Genomic DNA, 21,742 nt, shown 5'->3' on the forward strand with positions numbered 1-21,742 from the left:
CGATCAAGAATTTAAAAGTGCTATACGCCGTCGGTGCCCAGAATGCAAGGGCAGCGCGCTTTCCTGCAAAGCGGCATCTTTTCCGCTTGCCGCCGGTGATGTGGCGTCTAATTTGATGACATCAGACGATAGTATCTTACGCATGAGGTTTACCGTGCCCGAGCGGGTCTCCCCCCTGGCGCCTTTCGGTCACCAGACATTCCGCACCATCTGGATTGCCAGTATCGCGTCCAATTTCGGTGGCCTGATCCAGGCCGTGGGCGCTGCCTGGATGATGACGGCGATTTCTTCTTCCGAAAACATGGTGGCGCTGGTGCAATCGTCCACCGCGCTGCCCATCATGCTGTTTTCGCTGGTGGCGGGCGCACTGGCGGATAATTACAATCGCCGCAGCATCATGCTGACGGCGCAAGCCTTCATGCTGGCAATGTCGATACTGCTCACCGCCTTTGCCTTTCTCGGTCTGTTGACACCCTGGCTGCTGCTCTCCTTCACCTTTCTGATCGGCTGCGGAACGGCGCTCAACAATCCCTCTTGGCAGGCCTCTGTGGGCGATCTTGTGCCGCGCGAGGTGCTGCCGGCCGCCGTGACCCTGAACAGTGTCGGCTTCAACATCACCCGCAGTGTCGGCCCGGCAATCGGCGGCGCCATCGTTGCTGCCTTCGGTGCAGCAGCCGCCTTTGCCGCCAATGCGCTCAGCTATTTCGCGCTTATCTTTGCGCTTCTGCGCTGGAAACAGGAGGAACGGGCCAGCAAATTGCCGCGCGAAACACTGGGGCGCGCTCTGTCTGCCGGTTTTGGCTATGTGGCGATGTCGCCCAAGCTCATCAATGTTCTGTTCCGGTCGGCACTGTTTGGCCTTGCAGCCAGCGCCATCCTGGCACTTTTGCCACTTGTGGCGCGGGATCTGGTGGCCGGTGGGCCGCTCACCTATGGCTTCATGCTCGGCGCCTTCGGTGTTGGCGCCGTCGGCGGTGCCATGCTGAATGCACGCCTGCGCGAAATGTTCTCCAGTGAAATGATCGTGCGCCTGTCCTTTACCGGCTTTGCGCTGAGCACTGTCGTGGCCGCACTCTCCCATTCGACCATCGTCACCTGTCTCGTGCTTCTGGTGCCCGGCGCCTGCTGGGTGCTGTCACTGTCGCTGTTCAACACGACGGTGCAACTGTCTACCCCGCGCTGGGTGGTTGGCCGAGCGCTGTCCTTCTACCAGACGGCGGCCTTTGGCGGCATCGCCGTCGGCGGCTGGCTCTGGGGTTCGCTTGCAGAAACCTATGGCGTCTCCACCGCGCTTATGCTGGCAAGTCTTGCCATGGTGTTTGGGGCGCTGATTGGCTGGAAGCTTGGGCTTCCCTCGCTCGAAACCCTGAACCTCGATCCCGTGAACACGTTTCGCGAACCGTCGCTGCGGCTTGACCTGCAGCCGCGCAGCGGCCCGATCGTGCTTCTGATCGACTACACGATCCGGGAGGAAAACGTCACCGAGTTCCTGACGCTGATGTCGGAACGGCGGCGCATCCGCATCCGCGATGGTGCGCGGCAATGGGCGCTCATGCGCGATCTGGAAAACCCGGATATCTGGACGGAAACCTATCACACCGCCACCTGGGCCGATTATGTGCGCCACAATCAGCGCCGTACCCAGACCGATTCGGAAGTGTGGACGCGCATTCGCGAACTGCATGCCGGGCCGGATGGGCCGCGCGTGCACCGCATGATCGAGCGCCAGGCCATTCCGCCGCTCGACACGGAAGACGATATCTTCCACAAGACACGGCTAGACCTGCACCACTGAGGGAGGATCTGCATAGCCGAAGAACACTCAGCGCAGCTTTGCCTTCAGGCTCTCATCCGGGAAGCAGGTGGGTGAAAGCCCCGCCTTGGCCTGCCAGTCGCCGAGCGAACGGCGCGTCTTGAAGCCGGCAAGCCCATCGGCTCTGCCCACATCATAGCCCTTGGCCTGCAGGCTTTGCTGCATGGAAAGCACGTCGGAACGCAGCATCTTGCCGACAGCGCCCCATGGCGCTTCGAACGCACCACCATTATGCGAGATGCGATCGGCCAGATTGCCGATGAACAGCGCATAGAGGTCGGAATTATTGTATTCCTTCAGCACGTAGAAATTTGGCGTGACGAGGAATTCCGGTCCGTGCCGGCCGGCGGGCACCAGCATCATGCCATCAAGCTTTGCCTCGCCCGACGGAAACGGCTTGGCGGCAACGCGGGTGATGCCCATGGCAGCCCAGGCGGAGATCGGCTTGGCAAGATCCGGCCCTTCCTGCGCGCAGGAGATTTTGGCCGGAATATTGACCTCGAAACCCCAGTCGCGGCCGCGTTGCCAGCCCTTCAGCGCCAGGTAATGGGCAATGGAGGCGAGTGTGTCCGGCACTGAATTCCAGATGTCGGCGCGCCCGTCGCCATCGAAATCCACGGCGTAGCGGGCATAGCTCGAGGGCATGAACTGTGGCTGGCCAAGCGCGCCGGCCCAGGAGCCCATCATGTTCTCAGCCGTGACATCGCCATGCTCGAGAATGCGCAGGGCGTCGATCAGTTCGGTGCGGAACATCTCCTTGCGGGTGGACATGAAGGCCTTGGTGGCCAGCACGCCGATCGCCGGATAGGGGAGCTTTGCGCGGCCATAGCCTGATTCGCGCCCCCAGATCGCGACAACGATCGCACCCGGAACGCCATAGGTCTGTTCCACCTTGCGCAAGGTTGCGGCATGGGTGGCGTAAAGCGACCGGCCTGTTGCGGCCAGCCCCTGCAGCCGCTGCTCGGAAAAATAGGCGCCGGGCGAGGCAAATTCCGCCTGGCTCTGGTCGCGCTCCTTGGGGGGCGTGGTGCCGGGCGGTACCAGATCCGGCAGATCCCAGTATAGCTTCACGCCGGAGAAAGCGTTTTCGATGGTGGGTGCCGAGACACCGGCCTGCCTTGCTTCTTGCGTCACATCCTTGGCGATCCAGCTGCGGAACTGTGCTTCCACCTCGGATTTGGAGGGGGCGGCAAGCGCCGGGAGGGGAATCAGAAGGGAGAGAATCAAACAGCAGGTGGCAAGTCTTGCGCGAATACCCCCCTCTGCCCTGCCGGGCATCTCCCCCTCAAGGAGGGAGATTGGCTGGAGCCGACCGCTCGCTTCCATGAAAAACGAAGTAGAAGCGCAATGAGCATCCTGCTTCGGTCTGCGGTGAGTGGGGTTGGAGCGCTTGCATCCCTGATCTCCCCCCGTGAGGGGGAGATGGCCGGCAGGCCAGAGGGGGGTGATTCCGAACCGGCTCAGCATTGGCTCAATCGTCCTCATATCGCCGTTCGGGCGCGAAGCGCTGCCGTCAGCGTGCCTTCATCGAGATAATCGAGTTCGCCGCCCACCGGCACGCCATGCGCCAGGCGGGTAATCTTCACCGGCAGTTCCGAAAGCCGGTCGGTGATGTAATGTGCGGTCGCCTGGCCCTCGACAGTGGCATTCACGGCAATGATGATCTCGCGCACCCCGCCTTCGCTCACCCGGTCGATCAGGCCCTTGATGTTCAGATCATCCGGACCCACGCCATCGAGCGGGGAGAGCGTGCCGCCCAGCACGTGATAGGCGGCGTTCATGGCGCTTGCCCGTTCCAGCGCCCAGAGATCCGAGACATCCTCCACCACGATGATGACCGTATGGTCGCGCCGATCGTCGGTGCACACCGTGCAGGGATCGACCGTATCGACATTGCCGCAGCGTGAGCAGACCTTCACCTTGTCATAGGCTTCGCCGATGGCTGTTGCGAGCGGCCCCATCAACTGTTCGCGCTTTTTAATCAGATGCAGCGCTGCCCGCCGCGCGGAGCGGGGGCCAAGCCCCGGCACCTTGGCCAGAAGCTGGATGAGTTTTTCGATTTCGGGACCGGTAACGCGTTTTGCCATGCGCCGCTTTTAGACGATAAGAGTGGCAAACGGAATCGCACAGTGAGGCTTCTCTCGTGAAAGTCAGCGCCATATGCCTGGGATTGCCCGAGAAACTGTCGGGCAAGAGCTATAAGACCGGCATCAACAAGGTGCCGGTGAGTGGTGCCGTGCTGGTCGATGAAAACGGGCTGGTGGGTGATTCGATCTGCAATCGCAAATATCACGGCGGGCCGGATCAGGCGGTCTATGTGGAGGGCGGCCTTACACTCGACTGGTGGGCTAGCGAGCTTGGACAGGTTTTGGCGCCTGGCCTGTTTGGCGAAAACCTGGTGATCGACGGGCTGGACAACCGCAATGTTGGCGCCGGAGACCAGTTTCAGCTATCCGGAGGCGTGCTGCTGGAAGCCACATCGGCGCGCATTCCCTGCAATACATTTTCAGCCCGCATGGGTGACGCGAAATTTGCCAAGCGCTATACCGCGGCAGCCAGACCCGGCATTTACTGCCGGGTTCTCGTCTGCGGCGCCATGAGTGCCGGCGAAGACGTGGTCTTCACGCCCTTTGCGGGAGAAAAAGTCCCTGTCCCTGAGATGATGCGCCTGTTCGGCAAACAGCTTGCGCCGCAAGACCGGAAGCGTTATCTAGCAGCGCCGATCCACACGAAGCTACGCGCCGAACTCCAGGCGAACATTTAGTCTAGCCAAGGCCAGATCAGAACGGCAGCTTCATGCCGGGCGGCAGGGGAATTCCAGCCGTCAGGCCCGCCATCTTTTCCTGAGCGATGGCCTCGCCCTTTTCCTTGGCATCCTTGTGGGCGGCAATGATCAGATCTTCGAGGATCTCGACCTCGTCTTCCTTGAAAAGCGACGGATCGACCTTGAGGCCCAGCATCTCGCCCTTGCCATTGAGGCGCACGACAACCAATCCGCCGCCGGACTTGCCCTCGATGTCGAGCGCGGCAATTTCTGCCTGCACCGATTCCATCTTGGCCTGCATTTCCTTGACCTTGCCCATCATGCCCATGATGTCGCGCATTTGGTCACTCCTTTGCTGTTGTCAAAATTCGATATCGTCGCCGGGCAGAATGTCGCCCTCTGCGGTTTCCACGGCGGCCGGCGCCGGTGCTTCGTCCAGATCGCCCGCCTCTTCGGTCACGCGAATGCGCACATCGGTGATGCGGGCGCCGGGAAACTGCGACAGGATGGCTGCCACGTCCGGATCGGCCCGCGCATCGGTCAGTCTTGCCTCGCGGGCATGGCTTTCCACCTCCGCAAGCGTCTGCGATCCGGCCTCGCGGCTAAGGATGACCATCCAGCGGATGTCCGTCCATTCCTCCAGCCGGCGCTGAAGATCGCTGACGATGCTTTTCGGCGCATCGGCGGGAAGGTTGATCTCCAGCCGGCCCGGATCCACCTTGACCAGCCGTACGAAGCCGCGCAGCAGCGCCTTCAGCTTGGGGTCGCGGTGCTTGGTGCAAAGCTCGGCAATATCGGAGAGCGAAGTAATCGGAACCTTGGGCTGAAGGGCTGTAGCCTCTCGGCTTGCCGGGCGCTCTTCCGTGCGGCCCATGGCCATCGGCTGGGCCTGTGCCGGTGACAGTGCCGAAGACGGAACGGCAGCCAGCATCGCACTTGGGCCCCCGGATGTCATGCGGGCACCGGGCGGCTGGTCCAGGCCGCGCGCCATCACATTGGCCTGCGGTGCAAGGCTTGCGCGCGCGCCGCCATTGCCATTGTCGGACGGTGGCGCCGGTGATGCAGCATCGCCGCCGCCGTTCAGAAGCTCGGCCACACGGCGTGCGGCATCTTCCGGTGACGGCAGATGCGCGGCATGCGTCAGCCGGATCAGCACCATTTCTGTTGCACCGGCAGGCCGCGAGGAGTTTTCCGCTTCCGGAATGCCCTTCAGCAGCATCTGCCACAGGCGAGACAGCGTGGTAACGGCGACCGTGCCGGCAAATTCGGCACCGCGCAGGCGCTCGACTTCCGACAGTGATGGGTCTTCGGCTGCGTCCGGAATATATTTGAAGCGTGTCACCAGATGGGTGAAATCAGCCAGATCCGTCAGCACCACGACCGGATTGGCGCCGGCCTCATACTGGGCGGTAAATTCGGAGAGCGCAGCAGTGACATCGCCATTCACCACATGCGCAAAGAGATCGACGATGCGCGCCCGGTCGGCAAGACCCAGCATGCCGCGCACGGTCTCCACCTGCACGCTGCCGCCGCCATGGGCAATCGCCTGATCGAGCAGCGACAGGCCGTCGCGGGCAGAGCCTTCCGCCGCGCGCGCAATCATTGACAGTGCTTCCTGTTCGCAGGGAATGCCTTCCTTGCCCAGGATCGTCGAAAACAGCCCGACAAGATCGGCCGCACTGATGCGGCGCAGATCGAAACGCTGGCAGCGCGACAGAACGGTGATTGGAACCTTGCGGATTTCGGTGGTGGCGAAGATGAACTTCACATGCTCGGGCGGCTCTTCGAGCGTCTTCAACAGCCCGTTGAAGGCCTGCGTCGAGAGCATATGCACTTCGTCGATGATATAGACCTTGTAACGGGCCGAAACCGGGCGATAGCGCACCTGCTCGATGATCTCGCGGATATCGTCGATGCCGGTATGCGAGGCGGCGTCCATCTCGATCACATCGACATGCCGGCCTTCCATGATCGCCTGGCAATGCTCGCCGGGGATACGAAGGTCAATGGTTGGCTTGTCGATCTCGGCTGTCTTGTAGTTCAAGGCACGGGCGAGAATGCGGGCCGTGGTCGTCTTGCCCACGCCGCGAACGCCAGTCAGCATATAGGCCTGCGCAATGCGGCCGGTCTCGAACGCATTGGTCAGCGTGCGAACCATCGGCTCCTGGCCGACCATCAGATCGGAAAAATCCTTGGGACGATATTTGCGCGCGAGAACCCGGTAGCCTGCGCCGGCGCTTGCCGCGTTACCCGAAACTGTCGGCCCGTGTTCCGGCGGCTCTATGTCGCTCATGAAGTTCCGCCAGCCTTTGACAAGGCCGCCCCGGCCTGTGCCGGATTGCGGACCGACCGGACGCTGGCCAAAGAAGAATGAGGTGGGAGGCTGGCACGGCGACCCGTGCCTGGCTCGTTAGGGCTGCTTCCTTCCGGACCTGACCCGGTTGGCGAGTGGCTCGTCCACCACCAACCTCCCGAGGCGACATATCGTCGTTTCGAACACCAAATGCAAGCCAAGCCGCCAAAAAACTGCTAGCAAGTTTCAAAATGCAGGAGAAAATCTTGAGCGAATTTCATCTCGATGCCCGGCTGGCGCGCGATTCCGACCTGGTTCTGGTGTTTGAGCTTTGCCAGTTGCGCATTCTCAACGACAGCCGCTGGCCCTGGCTGATGCTGGTGCCGCAGCGACCGGATAAAACCGAGATTTTTGAGCTGGAGCCGCAGGATCAGGCGGTCCTGGCTGAGGAAGTCAGCAGGGTTGCCGAAGCGCTGAAACGCGTCACGGGGGCTGGCAAGATCAATATAGGCGCGCTCGGCAATGTCGTGTCGCAACTGCATGTGCATGTGGTGGCGCGCAGCGAAGGCGATCCCAACTGGCCGGGGCCGATCTGGGGCTTCGGTTCCGCCGTCACCTATGACGAGGCGGCGCGAAAAACCTTTCTCTCGGCCATTATCCAAGCCCTCTGAAACCCAAGCCCTCTGAACCTTGCAAAGCCTTGCCCATGACGCTTTCCCTTTTCGACACCGATGCTCCGCATGGCGAGGCAAGCCGCCTCACCGCCTTTTCCGGCAATCGCCTTGACCGCGATGCGGAACACCGCACCGATCAAAGCCTTGAAGACGCGATGAATAGGGACGGTGCGCATATCCTCGCCTTCGCCGGCAACAGGCTGGTGCTGAAACAGCGTGAGGCGGGGCTTGATCCCCTGTTTGCCCGCCACGAACTGCCGGTGCTGGAACCTGATCCCGCCAAGGCTGTGCTGCTTGGGTTTCGCCAGGATGGTTCACCGCGCATCGCCATGCCGGTTCTGACCGATCCCGAACAGCTTGCTTTGCATTTTCGCCTCACCGATGCTCGCTCGGCCTTTCGCGACGGGCTGGCGGACGAGGAAACGCTGGGCGAGGTGGCGCAGGGCCTCAGCCTTATCCACTGGAATGATGCCCATCTGTTTTGCGGCAAATGCGGAACGAGAAGCGAGAGCAAGCTTGGCGGTTACAAGCGCCAATGCCCCGCCTGCAACCACATGATGTTTCCGCGCACCGATCCGGTGGTGATCATGCTCACCGTCGATGTGGCGAGCGATCTGGTGCTTCTGGGGCGAGGGCATCATTTTGCGCCGGGCATGTATTCGACGCTGGCCGGCTTTGTCGAACCCGGCGAGACGATCGAGGATGCGGTGCGCCGCGAGACATTCGAGGAATCCGGCATCCGCATCGGGCGCGTGCGCTACCATGCCTCACAGCCCTGGCCCATGCCGCATTCGCTGATGATCGGCTGTTTTGCCGAAGCGCTGTCGAGCGAGATCAGCCGTGACGAGCAGGAGCTTCAGGATTGCCGCTGGTTCACGCGGGCCGAGGTTTCGACCATGCTGGATGCCGATCCGGCCGGCGCCGGACCCTTTGCCCCGCCGCGCGGCGCCATCGCCAACCGGTTGACGCGCGACTGGCTGGACTGGAGCCGCTGATCAGGCGGCTTTGCGGCGGGTGAACTCGCGCACGGCCAGCGACACGCCGAGGATCTGCAACAGGCAGCCGAAGCCTTCCGACGGTGTTGGCCAGCGCAGGTCCATCGATAGGCCGAAAATCAGGCCGAACACGGTTTCCGCGACGATCAACTGCGCCGTCAGTGTCAGCGGCAGACGGTGCGATGCAATGCTCCAGCACCAGGTGGCAAGCCATGAGGCGGCCATGCCAAGCACCAGCGCCCAGCCGAGGAAATGCATCAGTTGATCGGACGATGCCGTGGCATAGGTGTCCGAGGCCAAAGGCAGGAGAAGAATGGCGCCGCCCAGTGCGCCCAGACCATGCAGGTTCGTCCAGTCGGTGGCACTGGGCGGATTGTCGCCACGCATCATATGGGCGTTGATGATGCCATAGACCACCCAGACCAGAAGGGCAGCGATCGCGCAGCCGGCCCCAGCCAGCATCATCCTTTGTCCGTCCACATCGAGCTTGGCCACCAGTTCCAGATTGACGACGGTAATGCCGGCACCGATCATCAGGAGCGGCAGGGCAAGCCTGCGCCAGGCAATCGTCTTGTCGATGAGATTGGCAATGGCTGGCAGCACCACCGGCGTCACGCCGATGATGAGCGGCGGAACCACCGGCCCTGCCAGAAGCACCGCCTGCGATGTCAGCACGAAATAGCCGACATAGCCGATAATGCCGAGAGCCATGCCGATCAGCGCCCGCTTGATGCCGAAGCCGCGCAGGCGAAACCGCGGATGCAGCATGGTGACAAGGCAGGTCAGGCCGAAAATGGCATAGCGGCCAATGGTGATGTCGATGACCGAAAACGGATGCACCAGCCGAGCCGCCACGAAGGTGAGGCCCCAGAGCGCGCCCGTCAAGAGGCCGGCAAGAATACCAAGCAGCATGGGATCTCCTTTGCCGAGTGCGCCGCGCAGACAAAGCGCCGGCGCCCAAGGGCTGAACCGAGAGAAGATAAAATAGGGCCGAATGGACCTGGTTGAGGCAGGGCCGGCTTGTCAGCCGCCGTTCAGCGCCCGGCGCATCGGGTGACCGAGGTAACTGCCCAGAATGCGCACTTTTTCAGAAAAGAACGCCAGTTCTTCCAGCGCCCGGCGCACCGGTGCATCGTCGGGATGGCCTTCGATATCGGCATAGAACTGGGTTGCCGTGAAGGTGCCGCCGATCTGGTAGCTTTCGAGCTTCGTCATGTTGATGCCATTGGTGGCGAAGCCGCCAAGCGCCTTGTAAAGCGCTGCCGGAATATTGCGCACGTTGAAGACGAAGGTGGTGACGATCAGGTCCTTGTCGTCTGTTCGTTTTGTCCAGTTTTCGTCGCGCGACAGAACGACGAAGCGGGTCACGTTGCTTTCGGAATCCTCGACATTTTCCTGCCTGATCTCCAGGCCATAGAGACCGGCGGCAAGCCGTGGCGCAAGCGCTGCCATCGAGCGGTCGCCGCGCTCGGCCACCAGCTTGGCGGCGCCTGCCGTATCGCCGGCCACAACAGCCTTCCAGCCGTTGGAGCGGATGATCTTGCGGCATTGGCCGAGCGCATGGATATGGCTGTGCACGGTGCGGATTTCCTCGCGTGCAACGCCCGGCAGAACCATCAGCTGGAAGCGGATCGGCATGAAATATTCACCGATGATATGCAGGCGCGATTCCGGCAGCAGATGGTGAATATCGGCGACGCGCCCGGCCAGCGTGTTTTCGATCGGGATCATCGCCAGATCCGCCTCGCCGCTTTCCAGCGCGGTAAAGGCATCCTCGAAGGTCGAGCAGGGCAAAGGCTCCATGGTCGGGAACATGTCCCGGCAGGCCATATCGGAGTTAGCGCCGAAATCGCCCTGGAAGGCGATGCGATTGGTCGTCGAAACCATGGGGATGTCCGTCAGAGAGAGCGGCTGGCGAGGATCGCACGAGCCTTGTCGAGGTCGGCCTGAGTATCGACACCGAGCGGCACGGAGTCAACGATCTCAACGTCAATGCGCATGCCGGCCTCCAGCGCACGCAACTGTTCCAGCTTTTCGCGCTGCTCCAGCACGGAAGGGCCAAGCGAGACGAAGCGCTGAAGTGCTGCGCGGCGATAGGTATAGAGGCCGATATGATGGTAGAGCGGCCCCTCGCCATAGGGCGCGGTGGCGCGGGTAAAATACAGCGCCCGCAGGCGGGTATCGGACAGCGGTGAGCCGACGATCTTGACGATATTGGGGTTCACCTTGTCTTCGTCCATGTCGATTTCCACCGTCAGCGTGGCAATATCCACCTGCGGATTGTCGAGCGGCCGCAGCGACGCGCGCACTGCCTCGGCCTCGATCGTCGGCAGGTCGCCCTGCACATTGACGATATACTCCATCCGGCCATCGGGATCGGCGGCCTGCACGGCCTCATAGATGCGATCCGAGCCGGACTGGTGGTCGGCACGCGTCATCACCACCTCGAAGCCTGCATCCCGCACAACGTCAAACACACGCTGGTCGTCGACGGCCACGATCACGCGGCCTGCCTTGGCCTCTTGCGCACGACGCGCGACCTGCACGATCATCGGTGCTCCGCAGATATCGGCAAGCGGTTTGTTGGGCAGTCTTGTGGAGGCCATGCGCGCGGGAATAAGCACCAGGGTCTTGTCAAAAGCCGGATTGCGCATGTTTTTTTCTTCTCGAGCGGCCCAAGGATGGCAAATGGTCTCAGGGGCAGTCTGGCGATTCAGGTTGCACCGGACCTGCAAAAGACATAGCTTTCGATGAATTTCAAGGTGGGACGCCTGTGATTCCGGCGGGTGGGCCGGCAGGCGGGAAGGAGCTTTTCGCGGATGAATGCCTATACGAACATGGCTGTGGGGGCCTTGCTCAGCACTGTCTTTGTCATGATGTCCGTATCGATCGCCTCAGAAGGGCTGTTCCATTCGGAAGTGCCGGAGAAGCCGGGCTTTACGATCGTTGCCGAAGAGGCGCCAAGTGCCGGCGGAGCAGACGCTCCGACCGCAGCGGCTGTGCCGATTGCGCAACTATTGGCAAAGGCTGATGTGGCTGCCGGTGCAAATTCCTTCAAGAAATGTGCCAGCTGTCATTCGGCCGACAAGAGCAGCCCGAACAAGGTCGGTCCCGGCCTTTGGGATATTCTTGATCGGCCTATCGCGGCACATGAGGGCTTCAGCTACTCGGCTGCCATGAAGGATTTTGCCAAAGGTGGTGCGGAGAAGTGGGATTACGAGCATCTCAACCACTTCCTGGCAGCCCCCAAGGCCTACATCAACGGAACGGCCATGGGCTTTGCCGGCCTGAAGAAGGACGACGAGCGGGCAAACGTGATTGCCTATCTTCGTTCGCTGGCCGACAGCCCGAAGCCTCTGCCGGACCCGGCAGCGCCGCCGGCGACCAACTGATCACCCCATTACGTTCAAAGGCCCGGTTCGTCCGGGCCTTTTGCTGTCTGGAGGCCCCTTGCCTGCGCGTCAGCTGAGCAGCCAGGCCCAGAAGCTGACCGAGATCACGCCGAAAATGGTGGTGATGCTGATGACCGAGGCCGCAAGGCTCTGGCCGGACTGGAAGCGTGTCGCGATGATCCAGGCATTGATACCGGTCGGCACCGAGGAGGTCAGCACCATGGCCGCCGTCCAGGCTGTCGACAGGCCCAGCACATGCGCCAGTGCAAACACGCAGGCCGGCAAAAGAGCAAGCTTTAGAACGGCCATGGCGCTAGCGAGAGACAGGTTTCCCCGCACCGGATATTTGCGCAGCGTCATGCCGAGCGAGATGAGCGCTGCTGCTGCCGTGACGCTGGCGATCTGATCGACAACGCTTTTGACGACGACGGGAAGCGCACCGAGCCCCGACAGATTGTAGGAAATGCCAAGGCAGAGCGCGATCACCAGCGGATTGCGGATGAGGTTGGCGCCGACCTGCCGGAAGACGGCCATCAGGCTGTGGCGCCCGCCACCATCCACCTTGGCCGTCGCATGCTCCATCAGGATGGTTCCGGCAATCATCATCAGCGGCAGATGGATGGCGAGCAGGATGGAGATCGCCACGATACCGTCATCGCCGACGGAACGCCCGACGAGCGGCAGGCCGATAAAGACATTGTTGGCAAAGGCCGAAGACATGCCGGCAATCACGCCTATCTTGGTATCACGCCGGAAAACATAGGCGGAAATCAGCGTGCCGACCGTCCAGGTGATGGCCACGCCGCCGAAATAGGCGATCCAGAGCCGGAAGGGCGACGCGCCCTCGAAATGCGCTTCGGCCAGTGTGCGGAAAATCAAAGTGGGAAGGGCAATCTTGAAGACGAATTCGGCCAGCGCATCGCCGGTCTGCTCGCGCAATATGCCGGTGCGGGCCAAAACCCAGCCGATCAGGATCAGCAGGAAGACCGGGGCGACATTGACGAAGACTGACGACACTGCGAGGCTTTCACGGAATGAGGCCTATGGGTCTAACCCATTCATCGCAGCGGGACAAACCGATCCTTGCGCAGATGCTGAAAAAACGAAAGCGGGCAAAGCCCGCTTTAGCCCCGTTAACCGGGGAGCATCGAAACCGTGGCCTGCCAGTTCATCCGTGGTCCAGCAACAGTTCGATGAAGCCGTTCTAGCGCCTTATGATGACGCCCGGATGACGAAACCCGCTTAGACGTCTCGGCAGCTTTTTTGCTTTTCTTAAAGGCGGAACGTTATAAGAGGAAGGTTGTCGCCAATTCTCGGAGATTAAGGGGCCTTATGAGCAAGTTCGACGTTCTGACCATCGGCAATGCGATCGTGGATATCCTGTCTCGTTGCGATGACCGGTTTCTCGAGGAAAACGGCATCATCAAGGGCGCCATGAACCTGATCGATGCGGAACGGGCAGAAAAGCTCTATGCGCTGATGGGGCCCGCCCACGAAGCCTCTGGCGGCAGCGCCGGTAATACGGCCGCAGGCGTTGCAAGTTTCGGCGCCAAAGCTGCCTATTTCGGCAAAGTGGCTGAAGACGAGCTTGGCAAGATCTTTTCCCACGACATCCGCGCCCAGGGCGTTCATTACCAGACGGCGCCGGACGGCAAATTCCCGCCGACCGCCCGCTCGATGATCTTCGTCACGCCGGATGGCGAGCGTTCGATGAACACGTTTCTTGGTGCCTGCGTCGATCTGGGGCCAGAGCATGTGGAGCCCGAAGTCGTGGCCCAGTCCAAGGTCACCTATTTCGAGGGTTATCTGTGGGATCCGCCGCGCGCCAAGGAAGCCATTCGCGAATGCGCTCGCATTGCCCATGAGAATGGCCGCGAAGTTTCCATGACGCTGTCGGATTCCTTCTGCGTTGGCCGTTATCGGGATGAATTCCTCGATCTGATGCGCTCGGGCACGGTGGATATCGTGTTTGCCAATCGTGATGAGGCTCTGTCGCTCTACGAGACCGAGGATTTCGATCTGGCGCTCGCATCGCTTTCTGCCGATTGCAAGCTGGCAGCCGTGACGCTGAGTGAAGAAGGGGCTGTCATCGTCAAGGGCGATGAGCGTATTAAGATCGAGGCGATTGCCGTTGACCGGGTGCTCGACACCACCGGTGCCGGCGATCTCTTCGCCTCCGGTTTCCTCGTCGGCTACACGGCCGGCAAGTCGCTTGAGGATTGCGGCAAGCTTGGCTGCCTGGCAGCCGGCATTGTCATCCAGCATTTCGGCCCGCGGCCGATGGTCTCTCTCGAAGAAGCGGGCCGGGAAGCAGGCCTTATTTGAAGGCCTCGCCCGGATAGGCGCCCCAGATCTCGCCCTGGTTGACCCAGCCCTCTACGGTGCCGGCTTCCGCTCGGCACCAGTTACCATTGCATTCCCTGATGCGGATGATGACGCCTGGCTCGAGCCTGGCGATGGTTTGTGCCGAGCCCTGCGGGTCGCGGCGCAGATTGACGAAGACATCGCTTCCCTTGCTGCGCATCCAGGGTGCTGCAATGGCTGTGCGCTCGCCGGACAGAAGGGCTTGGTTGACCCAGCCTTCGGTGCCATCGGCATCGCGCACGCGGCGCCAGTTTTCGTATTCCTGGATGATTTCCATCGGCAGCCCCTCCTTGAGATACATCCAGGAGACTGCGTAATCGGTGCTCGGTCCAACGCGAATATTGACACGCTTGGATTTCAGGCTGACGAATCGCGGCAGGGGCAACCCGCTTGCACCCTTGCCCGCTCCTTGTGCATCGGCGGAAACCGGCGCGCCGAAAATTCCCAACATGGCCAGGACGACGAGGGTGGTGAGGCTGGATGTGCGAATGGTGCGCGGCATTGTTCTTCTCTCGATGGGCTTCAAACGCTTCAAACTCGATCCGCCGCGGTGGGACGGGTTCGCCTTGCATGAGGTTTTGTTTGTCTTCGCCGGTGGGTCTGGTAGAAAGCGCCTGATCCGCCGAATGTCGCCGATCTTGGTTAACGACCTCTGAACGAGCCTTTAGGGACGCCCATGACCGCCAGGAAAAAGCCCAAGGTCTACATTACCCGCAAGCTGCCGGATGCGGTCGAGACGCGCATGCGCGAGCTTTTCGAGGCCGCGCTGAACATCGATGACAGTCCGCGTTCGCAGGCAGAGCTGGTCGAGGCCGTAAAGACCGCCGATGTGTTGGTGCCGACCGTCACGGATCGCATCGATGCGGACCTGATCGAGGCGGCAGGCCCGCAGTTGAAGCTGATTGCCAGCTTTTCCAATGGTGTCGATCATATCGATGTCGAGGCGGCGGCGAAAAAAGGCATCACCGTCACCAATACGCCGAATGTGCTGACTGAAGACACCGCCGACATGACCATGGTGCTGATCTTTGCCGTGCTGCGCCGCCTGATCGAGGGCTCGCGGGTGCTGACTGAAAATCCGGCCGGCTGGGCCGGCTGGTCGCCCACCTGGATGCTTGGCCGACGTATTGGTGGCAAGCGTATCGGCATTGTCGGCATGGGGCGTATCGGCACGGCCGTTGCCCGCCGCGCCAAGGCTTTCGGCCTGTCCATCCATTATCACAACCGCAAGCGTGTAAGCCCGGCAACGGAAGAGGAGCTGGAGGCAACCTATTGGGACAGCCTGGACCAGATGCTGGCGCGCGTCGATATCGTCTCGGTCAACTGCCCGTCTACACCTGCCACCTTCCATCTTCTATCAGCCCGCCGGTTGGCGCTGATGCAGCCCTCCAGCATCATCGTCAATACGGCGCGCGGCGATATTATTGATGAGGCCGCCCTCATCCAGCTTCTGCGCGATGGCAAAATAGCCGGCGCCGGTCTCGACGTGTTTACCAATGAACCGCTGGTCAATCCGAAGCTGCTGAAACTGGCGCATGAGGGCAAGGCCGTGCTTTTGCCGCATATGGGCTCGGCCACCATTGAGGGCCGGATCGACATGGGCGACAAGGTCATCATCAATATCCGCACCTTCTTCGACGGGCACCGCCCGCCGAACCGCGTGCTGCCCGGACGCCTCTGACCCGCTTCTCCTGCCGGCATATTGAATGATCACGCCGGCTTGACCGGTAGATCTGCAGTGGTCGTCAATCCAGTTTCGGACATAGCGCGTAGAGCCCATCAGAAAAGAAAGGAGGCCGCCCATGAAAAAGGGTCTAGTCTCGCTGATGATGGGGCTATCGATGGTGACGATGACGCAGACTGCCGAGGCAGCGGATCTGGCCCTTGAACGGTATTTTGCCGGGAAAACAACGGCGACGGGCGCCTTCAGCGCCATCAATGGCCTGAAACGAGAGTTCACCGTTGATCTCACCGGGCGCTGGGATGGCAAGACGCTGGTGCTGCGCGAAGATTTCGTGTTTTCCGACGGCCAGAAGAATACTAAGACCTGGCGCTTCACCAAGACCGGTGAAGGGCGCTATACCGGCACACGCGAAGATCTGATCGGCACCACCGATGTCGTCATCGAGGGCAAGGTGGCGCGCTTCAACTATCTCGTCAATCTCGGCACCGAAGCCAAGCCCAATAAGGTGCGCTTCTTTGACAAAATGGTGCTGGAACCCGGCGGCAAGCTCGTCAATACGGCGCTCGTCACCAAGTATCTGCTGCCGGTCGCCAAAACCAGGGTGGTTTTCAGCCGGTGATGACATTCACCCGGTGCCGATTTATGAAACGGGGCCTCATTCGAGAATCTTGCGCATTTCGATGAATGTCGTGCGGGAATAGCCTGTATGGGATTTTTCAGCCGTCTTGGCAAAACCCCAGGCCATGAACGTTGCGTGGTTGGCGGTCAATTCGATTCTGGTCTCCAGTCGAAGGGCCGGCAAGCCGCGTTGACGGGCTTGATGTTCGGCGGCTAACAGCAATTTTCGCCCGATGCCGCGGCCTTGCGCGCCAGGCGAAACCGCAAGCTTTCCGATGTAGAGATAGCCCGCTGGCTCCGGTCGCATGAAAATGCATCCGACAATCTCGTGCCCATCTTGCGCCAGATAGCAGACCTCATCGCTTGCCTTCTGCTGCAAGGATTGTGGTGTCAGGTGATGCGCAGAGGAGGGCGGATCAATGACGCCATCCATATAGGCGAAGGCAGTGAGGATCAGGGAAAGAAGCGTTTCCCAATCGTCAAAATCAGCGGGCAAAGGCTGGATCGAAATCATGAGGATTACACCTTCTGGCGGCGGCGATAGCGGATCGTGTTGAAGCTGGCATTCAGCGAATCATAGCTGAGCAGCCGTCCGACCAATGGCTCGCCTATACCGGTCACAAGCTTGATCGCCTCCATGACCATCAGCGTGCCGATGACGCCGGTCAGTGCACCGATGACGCCGGTTTCCGCGCAGACCGGCAGCAGGCCCGCCGGTGGCTTGATCGGGAAAAGATCGCGATAGGTGGGGCTCTGCTGACCTTCCGCATCCGTCTCGAAGGGTTTGAGCACCGTGACGGTGCCGTCAAAACGCCCGACAGCGCCCGTGACGAGCGGAATTTGCGCCGCTTCTGCTGCGTCGGCCGAGGCATAACGCGTATCGAAATTGTCGGAACCATCGATCAGCAGGTCGAACCGGCCGAGATGGCTTGCCGCGAAGGCTTCGTCAAATCTTTCCTCGAAGCGGATCACCCGTACATGCGGATTGAGTGCCGCGATCGCATCCGCAGCGCTTTGCGTTTTCAATTCGTTCAGGGTGCCGGAATCATGGATCACCTGCCTTTGCAGGTTGGAGAGCGACACCCGGTCATCGTCGATGATGCCGATGGTGCCGATACCGGCGGCAGCAAGATAGAGAAGGACCGGTGCGCCGAGCCCGCCAGCGCCGATCACCAGCACTTTGGCCGCCTTCAGCCTCTGTTGGCCCTCGCCGCCCACTTCCGGCAGCAGGATATGGCGTTTGTAGCGTTCGATCTCGTCCGGGCTCAATGGGTCCATAAGGCCATTCCAGTCTGTGGTGGTGAAGGTCAGATCAGGATCTTGCCCTGGCTGATGGTGAAAAACTGCGCCCGGTTGCCCAGGGCGGAAAACATAGCGCGATCGGTGCCTGTCATGAAAGCCTGGCCGCCGAGACCGTCCACCAAAGTAAACAGCGCCGCCCGCCGTCCCTCGTCCAGATGTGCTGCAATCTCATCCAGCAGCATCACGGGCGCGTGGCCGGTCATATCGGCGGTCAATCGCGCATGGGCAAGCACCAGACCGACCAACAGCGCTTTCTGCTCGCCGGTCGAGCAGCGCTCGGCATCCATGTCCTTCTCGCGGTGCCGCACCAGAAGATCCACCCGATGCGGGCCGGTCAGCGTGCGCCCAGCCGCAGCGTCACGGTGGCGACTGTCCCGCAGAGTGGCCAGAAACTCCTCTTCCAGCTCGGCAAAGGGCCGGCCGGCGCGCTCGTCCAGGAAGCCGGACAGCGCCAGGTCCGGTGAGGGGAAGGGTGTTTCTGCGCTGCGGGCAATCAGCGCCGTCAAAAGCCCCAGCATTTCGGTGCGCGCTGCTGCCATGGCAATGCCAAGCTCGGCCATCTGCACTTCGATGCCCGATAACCAGGTTGGATCGAAGCGGCCTTCCGACAATAGCTTATTGCGGCTGCGCATGGCGCGCTCATAATCGGCGGCGCGGCGTCCGTGCGCCGGATCGAGCGACAGCACCAGACGGTCGAGAAACCGCCGCCTGTCGGATGCGCCCCCGGTAAACAGCCCGTCCATGGCGGGCGTCAGCCACAGGACGTTCAGATGATCGGTCAGTTCCTCGACGGACTTTGCCGGCGTGCCGTTCAGGCGAAGGCGCCGGCTGACGCCCTCTTCGCCGCCATCAATGCCGGTGCCGATGGAGACCTCGCCTTCGCGACCATCGATATCGGCAAACACCGAAAACCCGCCGATTGCGCCCACCCGTGTCACATCGGCCAGTACCGCCCGGCGCAGGCCCCGGCCCGGCGACAGAAACGATACGGCTTCCAGAAGATTGGTCTTGCCCGATCCATTGTCGCCGGTCAGCACCACATGGCGGGTGTCGAGCGACAGGGTCGCTTGCGCATAATTGCGGAAGTCGGTGAGCTTCAGGCGGTTGAGAGAGGTTTTCTGAACCATGGCGCTTCGATTTGATTGCGCCTAGCAGCTAATGGTTTGGCAGGCCTATGGCAAGCGATGCGACAGGAATGGGATGTCGCAGGCTCCGGTTTTGCGGTGTTGTCAATCGCTTCGGGTCCCCTGGCAAAGCGCCCGTACAAATTTATGGCGCTGTGGCTGTGAAATCATGTTAGTATCGCCTGAAGTTCACCAGTCCGCCGGGAGCCGGGCCATGAGCAATCACGACGACATGACGCCAGAAGAAGCACGCGCCGATCATTGGCAGATGCTAAGGTTTCTGGCCATCAATGCCATTTTTGGATTTCTCCTTGGCCTGACGATTGCCGGCAGCGCCATATGGTTCGATCTGGGCGGGCTTGGCAGCCGCATAGCGCGTTCGCAAACGCCCTTTCTGGTGGTCTTCATGCTGGCGGTGCCACTGGCGTTCACCTTCAGCGGTGCCGTCATGGCGTCTGCCATCATGCTGATGCCCTATAAGCGCAAGAAACAGAGTTGAGAGAAGCGCGTCTCTGCAGTAGAGGTGGCTTCATGTCCGATACCATCCCAACCGACAGTGACCGTATTCTCAAGCTTGAGGAAATCGTCGCCCATCAGGCCAAGACCATTGACGAACTGTCAGAGCAGATCGCCGAGCAATGGCGGGTGGTGGAACAGGCGCGCGCCAAGCTCGACCGGCTGACCGAGCGCTTCCTGTCACTGGAGGAAAGCTCACTCGACGCGCCGGCCATTACGCGGCCGCCGCATTACTGACAGGCCGACGCCGTTTGATCCTCGTCAAGCGGCGTCATCGAAAACCTGATAGTCCTGCCGGTCATGCAAGACAGGCTGGCGACATTCCATGACGATTGCGACTTTTACTCTTTCCGTGCTTCTGCTTCTGGCAACGCCAGGGCCGACCAATACGCTGATGGCGCTTGCCGGCTATCGTCGCGGCTTTTTTTCCGCAATGTCGCTTATTCCTGCTGAAATCCTCGGTTACCTGCTCGTCATCGTCCCGGTCGCATGTCTTGCAGCTCCGCTGTTTGATGAGTGGCCGCTGCTCCGCGACTGGACAAAGCTCGTGGCCGGCATATGGGTGCTTTATCTGGCTATCCGCCTGTGGCGGATCGTTCCGGACGCGCAGGACACGCGGGACGTGGATGCGCGTGCCGTTTTCCTGACCACCTGCCTCAATCCGAAGGCTCTGATCATTGCGCTGGTGCTGATGCCGCATGAGGGTATGGTGTCGCTTATGCCCTGGCTGGCACTGTTTGCAGGCCTTGTGCTGATGGGTGCCAGTGTCTGGATCTGCCTCGGCAGCCTGATTGCGCGCTCCGGCAGCGGCTATGCACGGCCTCTGGTCATCCGGCGGGCTGCTGCCGCCGGGCTTCTGATCTTCGCTGTGATTCTGACAGGCACAAGCCTCAGCGCCATGGCGTGACTGTTCGCCAACCTGGCAAAACACAAAAAAGCCGGGGAAGCCTATGCCTCTCCCGGCCCCTCGCTTTAGGTTTAGAGCGTGCGCTTTGCGCCCGGTCGCAACTCACCCCTCGAAGAATTCCTTCATGCGGGCAAAAAAGCCGGTCGATTCCGGGTTGTTCTCCTTGGAAGAGATCTCCTCGAATTCCTGCAGCAGCTCGCGCTGGCGCTTGGTCAGCTTCTGCGGGGTTTCTATCTGGATCTGGATATAGAGATCACCCGTCTGCGAGGAGCGGAGAACCGGCATGCCCTTGCCCTTCAGACGGAACTGCTTGCCCGGCTGCGTGCCCTCCGGCACCGAGACGCGCGATTTGGTGCCATCGAGCGTCGCCACGTCGAACGTGCCGCCAAGCGCTGCCGTCGTCATGGAAATCGGCACGGCACAATAGAGATCGGCCCCGTCGCGCTGGAAGAATTCATGTGGCTTGACCGACAGGAAAATGTAGAGATCGCCGGCCGGACCGCCGCGTGCGCCGGCTTCACCCTCGCCTTGAAGGCGAATGCGTGTGCCATCCTCGATGCCAGACGGAATATTGACCGACAGCGACCGTTCTTCCGTGACACGGCCCTGGCCGTTGCACTTTGTGCAGGGATCGGGAATGATCTGGCCGCGGCCATGGCAGGTCGGACAGGTCCGCTCCACGGAGAAAAAACCCTGGCTTGCGCGCACGCGACCAGTGCCCTGGCAGGTGCCGCAGGTTTTTGGCTGCGTGCCGGGCTTGGCACCGGAACCCGTGCAGACATCGCAGGTCACAGCCGTCGGCACGCGGATCTGCGCCGTCTTGCCGGCATAGGCCTCTTCCAGCGAAATTTCCATATTGTAGCGCAGATCGGCGCCGCGTTCGCGACCGCCGGACGACCGGCGCGCACGCCCACCGCCCATCATCTCGCCGAAAATATCCTCGAATATATCCGAGAAACCGCCGGCACCGGCACCGCCGCCAAAGCCGCCGCCACCACCGCCCATGCCACCCTGTTCGAAGGCCGCATGGCCGAACCGGTCATAGGCTGCCCGCTTCTGCGGATCCTTCAGGGTCTCATAGGCTTCGTTGAGTTCCTTGAATTTCTTCTCAGATTCCGCATCGCCGGGATTCTTGTCCGGGTGATACTTCATCGCCAGCTTGCGAAAGGCGCTCTTCAGCTCCTTTTCGTCAGCCGTTTTGGCGACGCCCAGCGTTTCGTAAAAGTCTGCTTTGGCCATAGAGGTAACGGCTCCCGAAAGGGTTCCGGCTGCACAGGGGCAGCCGGATGTCTACGC

General features: G+C 61.2%; 25 protein-coding genes and 1 other RNA gene. 12 read left to right on the top strand and 14 right to left on the bottom strand.

The annotated features are described in order from the left end of the window. Nucleotides 1–142: 142 nt before the first annotated feature. Nucleotides 143–1,795, top strand: coding sequence for an MFS transporter (locus tag E8M77_RS05370; protein WP_246659135.1), 1,653 nt, complete (start codon nt 143–145; stop codon nt 1,793–1,795). 27 nt (nt 1,796–1,822) lie between these two features. Here the strand turns inward: E8M77_RS05370 and E8M77_RS05375 are convergent, their stop codons facing one another. After that, complete coding sequence (locus tag E8M77_RS05375; RefSeq protein ID WP_246659136.1) at nt 1,823–3,091, bottom strand: lytic murein transglycosylase; 1,269 nt, start codon at nt 3,089–3,091, stop codon at nt 1,823–1,825. A gap of 203 nt (nt 3,092–3,294) precedes the next feature. Continuing rightward, the gene (gene recR / locus E8M77_RS05380; RefSeq protein WP_137129598.1) at nt 3,295–3,900 is read right to left on the bottom strand and encodes a recombination mediator RecR; all 606 of its coding nucleotides are present in this window, start codon (nt 3,898–3,900) and stop codon (nt 3,295–3,297) included. A 56-nt stretch (nt 3,901–3,956) separates the two neighbouring features. Here recR and E8M77_RS05385 point away from each other — a divergent pair, with 56 nt between their 5' ends. Then, nucleotides 3,957–4,577 carry an MOSC domain-containing protein gene (locus E8M77_RS05385; protein WP_137129599.1) on the top strand — a complete coding sequence of 207 codons (621 nt, stop codon included), beginning with the start codon at nt 3,957–3,959 and terminating at the stop codon, nt 4,575–4,577. Nucleotides 4,578–4,593: 16 nt separating this feature from the next. On the opposite strand, the gene E8M77_RS05390 is transcribed toward E8M77_RS05385, so the two are convergent. From E8M77_RS05390 to ffs, 3 genes are all read right to left on the bottom strand, one after another. Then, nucleotides 4,594–4,917: a YbaB/EbfC family nucleoid-associated protein gene (locus E8M77_RS05390; protein WP_137129600.1), complete on the bottom strand. Its 324-nt coding sequence runs from the start codon at nt 4,915–4,917 to the stop codon at nt 4,594–4,596. A gap of 21 nt (nt 4,918–4,938) precedes the next feature. Next, nucleotides 4,939–6,870, bottom strand: a complete 1,932-nt coding sequence (locus E8M77_RS05395; protein WP_137129601.1) for a DNA polymerase III subunit gamma/tau — start codon at nt 6,868–6,870, stop codon at nt 4,939–4,941. A gap of 82 nt (nt 6,871–6,952) precedes the next feature. Continuing rightward, an RNA gene (gene ffs / locus E8M77_RS05400) (signal recognition particle sRNA small type) lies at nt 6,953–7,049 on the bottom strand. Between the two features lie 87 nt (nt 7,050–7,136). On the opposite strand from ffs, the gene E8M77_RS05405 reads away from it, so the two are divergent. Beyond that, nucleotides 7,137–7,541, top strand: a complete 405-nt coding sequence (locus E8M77_RS05405; RefSeq protein ID WP_170975755.1) for an HIT family protein — start codon at nt 7,137–7,139, stop codon at nt 7,539–7,541. 35 nt (nt 7,542–7,576) lie between these two features. Next, nucleotides 7,577–8,539 carry an NAD(+) diphosphatase gene (nudC, locus tag E8M77_RS05410; RefSeq protein WP_137129603.1) on the top strand — a complete coding sequence of 321 codons (963 nt, stop codon included), beginning with the start codon at nt 7,577–7,579 and terminating at the stop codon, nt 8,537–8,539. Here nudC and E8M77_RS05415 read toward each other — a convergent pair whose 3' ends face one another. The 3 genes from E8M77_RS05415 to E8M77_RS05425 all read right to left on the bottom strand — a co-directional run bounded on the left by E8M77_RS05415 (nt 8,540) and on the right by E8M77_RS05425 (nt 11,193). Then, the gene (locus E8M77_RS05415; RefSeq protein WP_137129604.1) at nt 8,540–9,451 is read right to left on the bottom strand and encodes a DMT family transporter; all 912 of its coding nucleotides are present in this window, start codon (nt 9,449–9,451) and stop codon (nt 8,540–8,542) included. It lies immediately after the preceding gene. A 111-nt stretch (nt 9,452–9,562) separates the two neighbouring features. Continuing rightward, complete coding sequence (locus E8M77_RS05420) at nt 9,563–10,426, bottom strand: prephenate dehydratase (protein WP_137129605.1); 864 nt, start codon at nt 10,424–10,426, stop codon at nt 9,563–9,565. Nucleotides 10,427–10,437: 11 nt separating this feature from the next. After that, nucleotides 10,438–11,193 carry a 3-deoxy-manno-octulosonate cytidylyltransferase gene (locus tag E8M77_RS05425; RefSeq protein ID WP_137129606.1) on the bottom strand — a complete coding sequence of 252 codons (756 nt, stop codon included), beginning with the start codon at nt 11,191–11,193 and terminating at the stop codon, nt 10,438–10,440. Nucleotides 11,194–11,358: 165 nt separating this feature from the next. Between E8M77_RS05425 and E8M77_RS05430 the strand changes: the two genes are divergently transcribed. After that, nucleotides 11,359–11,931: a cytochrome c family protein gene (locus E8M77_RS05430; protein ID WP_137129607.1), complete on the top strand. Its 573-nt coding sequence runs from the start codon at nt 11,359–11,361 to the stop codon at nt 11,929–11,931. A 69-nt stretch (nt 11,932–12,000) separates the two neighbouring features. On the opposite strand, the gene E8M77_RS05435 is transcribed toward E8M77_RS05430, so the two are convergent. Next, the gene (locus tag E8M77_RS05435) at nt 12,001–12,948 is read right to left on the bottom strand and encodes an AEC family transporter (protein WP_137129608.1); all 948 of its coding nucleotides are present in this window, start codon (nt 12,946–12,948) and stop codon (nt 12,001–12,003) included. 315 nt (nt 12,949–13,263) lie between these two features. On the opposite strand from E8M77_RS05435, the gene E8M77_RS05440 reads away from it, so the two are divergent. Beyond that, the gene (locus E8M77_RS05440; protein ID WP_137129609.1) at nt 13,264–14,256 is read left to right on the top strand and encodes an adenosine kinase; all 993 of its coding nucleotides are present in this window, start codon (nt 13,264–13,266) and stop codon (nt 14,254–14,256) included. On the opposite strand, the gene E8M77_RS05445 is transcribed toward E8M77_RS05440, so the two are convergent. Continuing rightward, nucleotides 14,249–14,746 carry an SH3 domain-containing protein gene (locus E8M77_RS05445; protein ID WP_246659146.1) on the bottom strand — a complete coding sequence of 166 codons (498 nt, stop codon included), beginning with the start codon at nt 14,744–14,746 and terminating at the stop codon, nt 14,249–14,251. The genes E8M77_RS05440 and E8M77_RS05445 overlap by 8 nt on opposite strands. A 37-nt stretch (nt 14,747–14,783) precedes the next feature. Between E8M77_RS05445 and E8M77_RS23830 the strand changes: the two genes are divergently transcribed. The 3 genes from E8M77_RS23830 (at nt 14,784) to E8M77_RS05455 (ending at nt 16,598) form a co-directional block, all read left to right on the top strand. Beyond that, on the top strand, nt 14,784–14,951 hold the full coding sequence (locus E8M77_RS23830) for a hypothetical protein (RefSeq protein WP_170975757.1): 168 nt from the start codon (nt 14,784–14,786) through the stop codon (nt 14,949–14,951). Between the two features lie 20 nt (nt 14,952–14,971). After that, complete coding sequence (locus E8M77_RS05450; protein ID WP_137129610.1) at nt 14,972–15,976, top strand: D-glycerate dehydrogenase; 1,005 nt, start codon at nt 14,972–14,974, stop codon at nt 15,974–15,976. 121 nt (nt 15,977–16,097) lie between these two features. Next, entirely contained in the window at nt 16,098–16,598 is a 501-nt protein-coding gene (locus E8M77_RS05455) for a DUF3833 family protein (protein WP_137129611.1), read from the top strand. A gap of 36 nt (nt 16,599–16,634) precedes the next feature. Here E8M77_RS05455 and E8M77_RS05460 read toward each other — a convergent pair whose 3' ends face one another. From E8M77_RS05460 to recF, 3 genes are read right to left on the bottom strand one after another with little or no spacing between them, the layout of a single operon-like run. Continuing rightward, a complete protein-coding gene (locus E8M77_RS05460) occupies nt 16,635–17,111 on the bottom strand; it encodes a GNAT family N-acetyltransferase (protein ID WP_137129612.1) in 477 nt (158 codons plus the stop codon). 5 nt (nt 17,112–17,116) lie between these two features. Beyond that, entirely contained in the window at nt 17,117–17,875 is a 759-nt protein-coding gene (locus E8M77_RS05465) for a molybdopterin-synthase adenylyltransferase MoeB (protein WP_137129613.1), read from the bottom strand. Between the two features lie 29 nt (nt 17,876–17,904). After that, a complete protein-coding gene (gene recF, locus E8M77_RS05470; RefSeq protein ID WP_137129614.1) occupies nt 17,905–19,026 on the bottom strand; it encodes a DNA replication/repair protein RecF in 1,122 nt (373 codons plus the stop codon). 211 nt (nt 19,027–19,237) lie between these two features. Here recF and E8M77_RS05475 point away from each other — a divergent pair, with 211 nt between their 5' ends. The 3 genes from E8M77_RS05475 to E8M77_RS05485 all read left to right on the top strand — a co-directional run bounded on the left by E8M77_RS05475 (nt 19,238) and on the right by E8M77_RS05485 (nt 20,446). Next, nucleotides 19,238–19,522 (top strand): hypothetical protein, encoded by a 285-nt coding sequence (locus E8M77_RS05475; RefSeq protein WP_170975758.1) that lies wholly within the window; start codon nt 19,238–19,240, stop codon nt 19,520–19,522. Between the two features lie 32 nt (nt 19,523–19,554). Next, nucleotides 19,555–19,776 carry a SlyX family protein gene (locus E8M77_RS05480; protein WP_137129615.1) on the top strand — a complete coding sequence of 74 codons (222 nt, stop codon included), beginning with the start codon at nt 19,555–19,557 and terminating at the stop codon, nt 19,774–19,776. An 88-nt stretch (nt 19,777–19,864) separates the two neighbouring features. After that, complete coding sequence (locus E8M77_RS05485; protein ID WP_137129616.1) at nt 19,865–20,446, top strand: threonine transporter RhtB; 582 nt, start codon at nt 19,865–19,867, stop codon at nt 20,444–20,446. 102 nt (nt 20,447–20,548) lie between these two features. On the opposite strand, the gene dnaJ is transcribed toward E8M77_RS05485, so the two are convergent. Continuing rightward, nucleotides 20,549–21,685: a molecular chaperone DnaJ gene (dnaJ, locus tag E8M77_RS05490; RefSeq protein ID WP_137129617.1), complete on the bottom strand. Its 1,137-nt coding sequence runs from the start codon at nt 21,683–21,685 to the stop codon at nt 20,549–20,551. Nucleotides 21,686–21,742 lie beyond the last annotated feature (57 nt).

It is taken from the genome of Rhizobium sp. FY34, assembly GCF_005222845.1.
In the GTDB taxonomy this organism is placed as follows: Bacteria; Pseudomonadota; Alphaproteobacteria; order Rhizobiales; family Rhizobiaceae; genus Neorhizobium.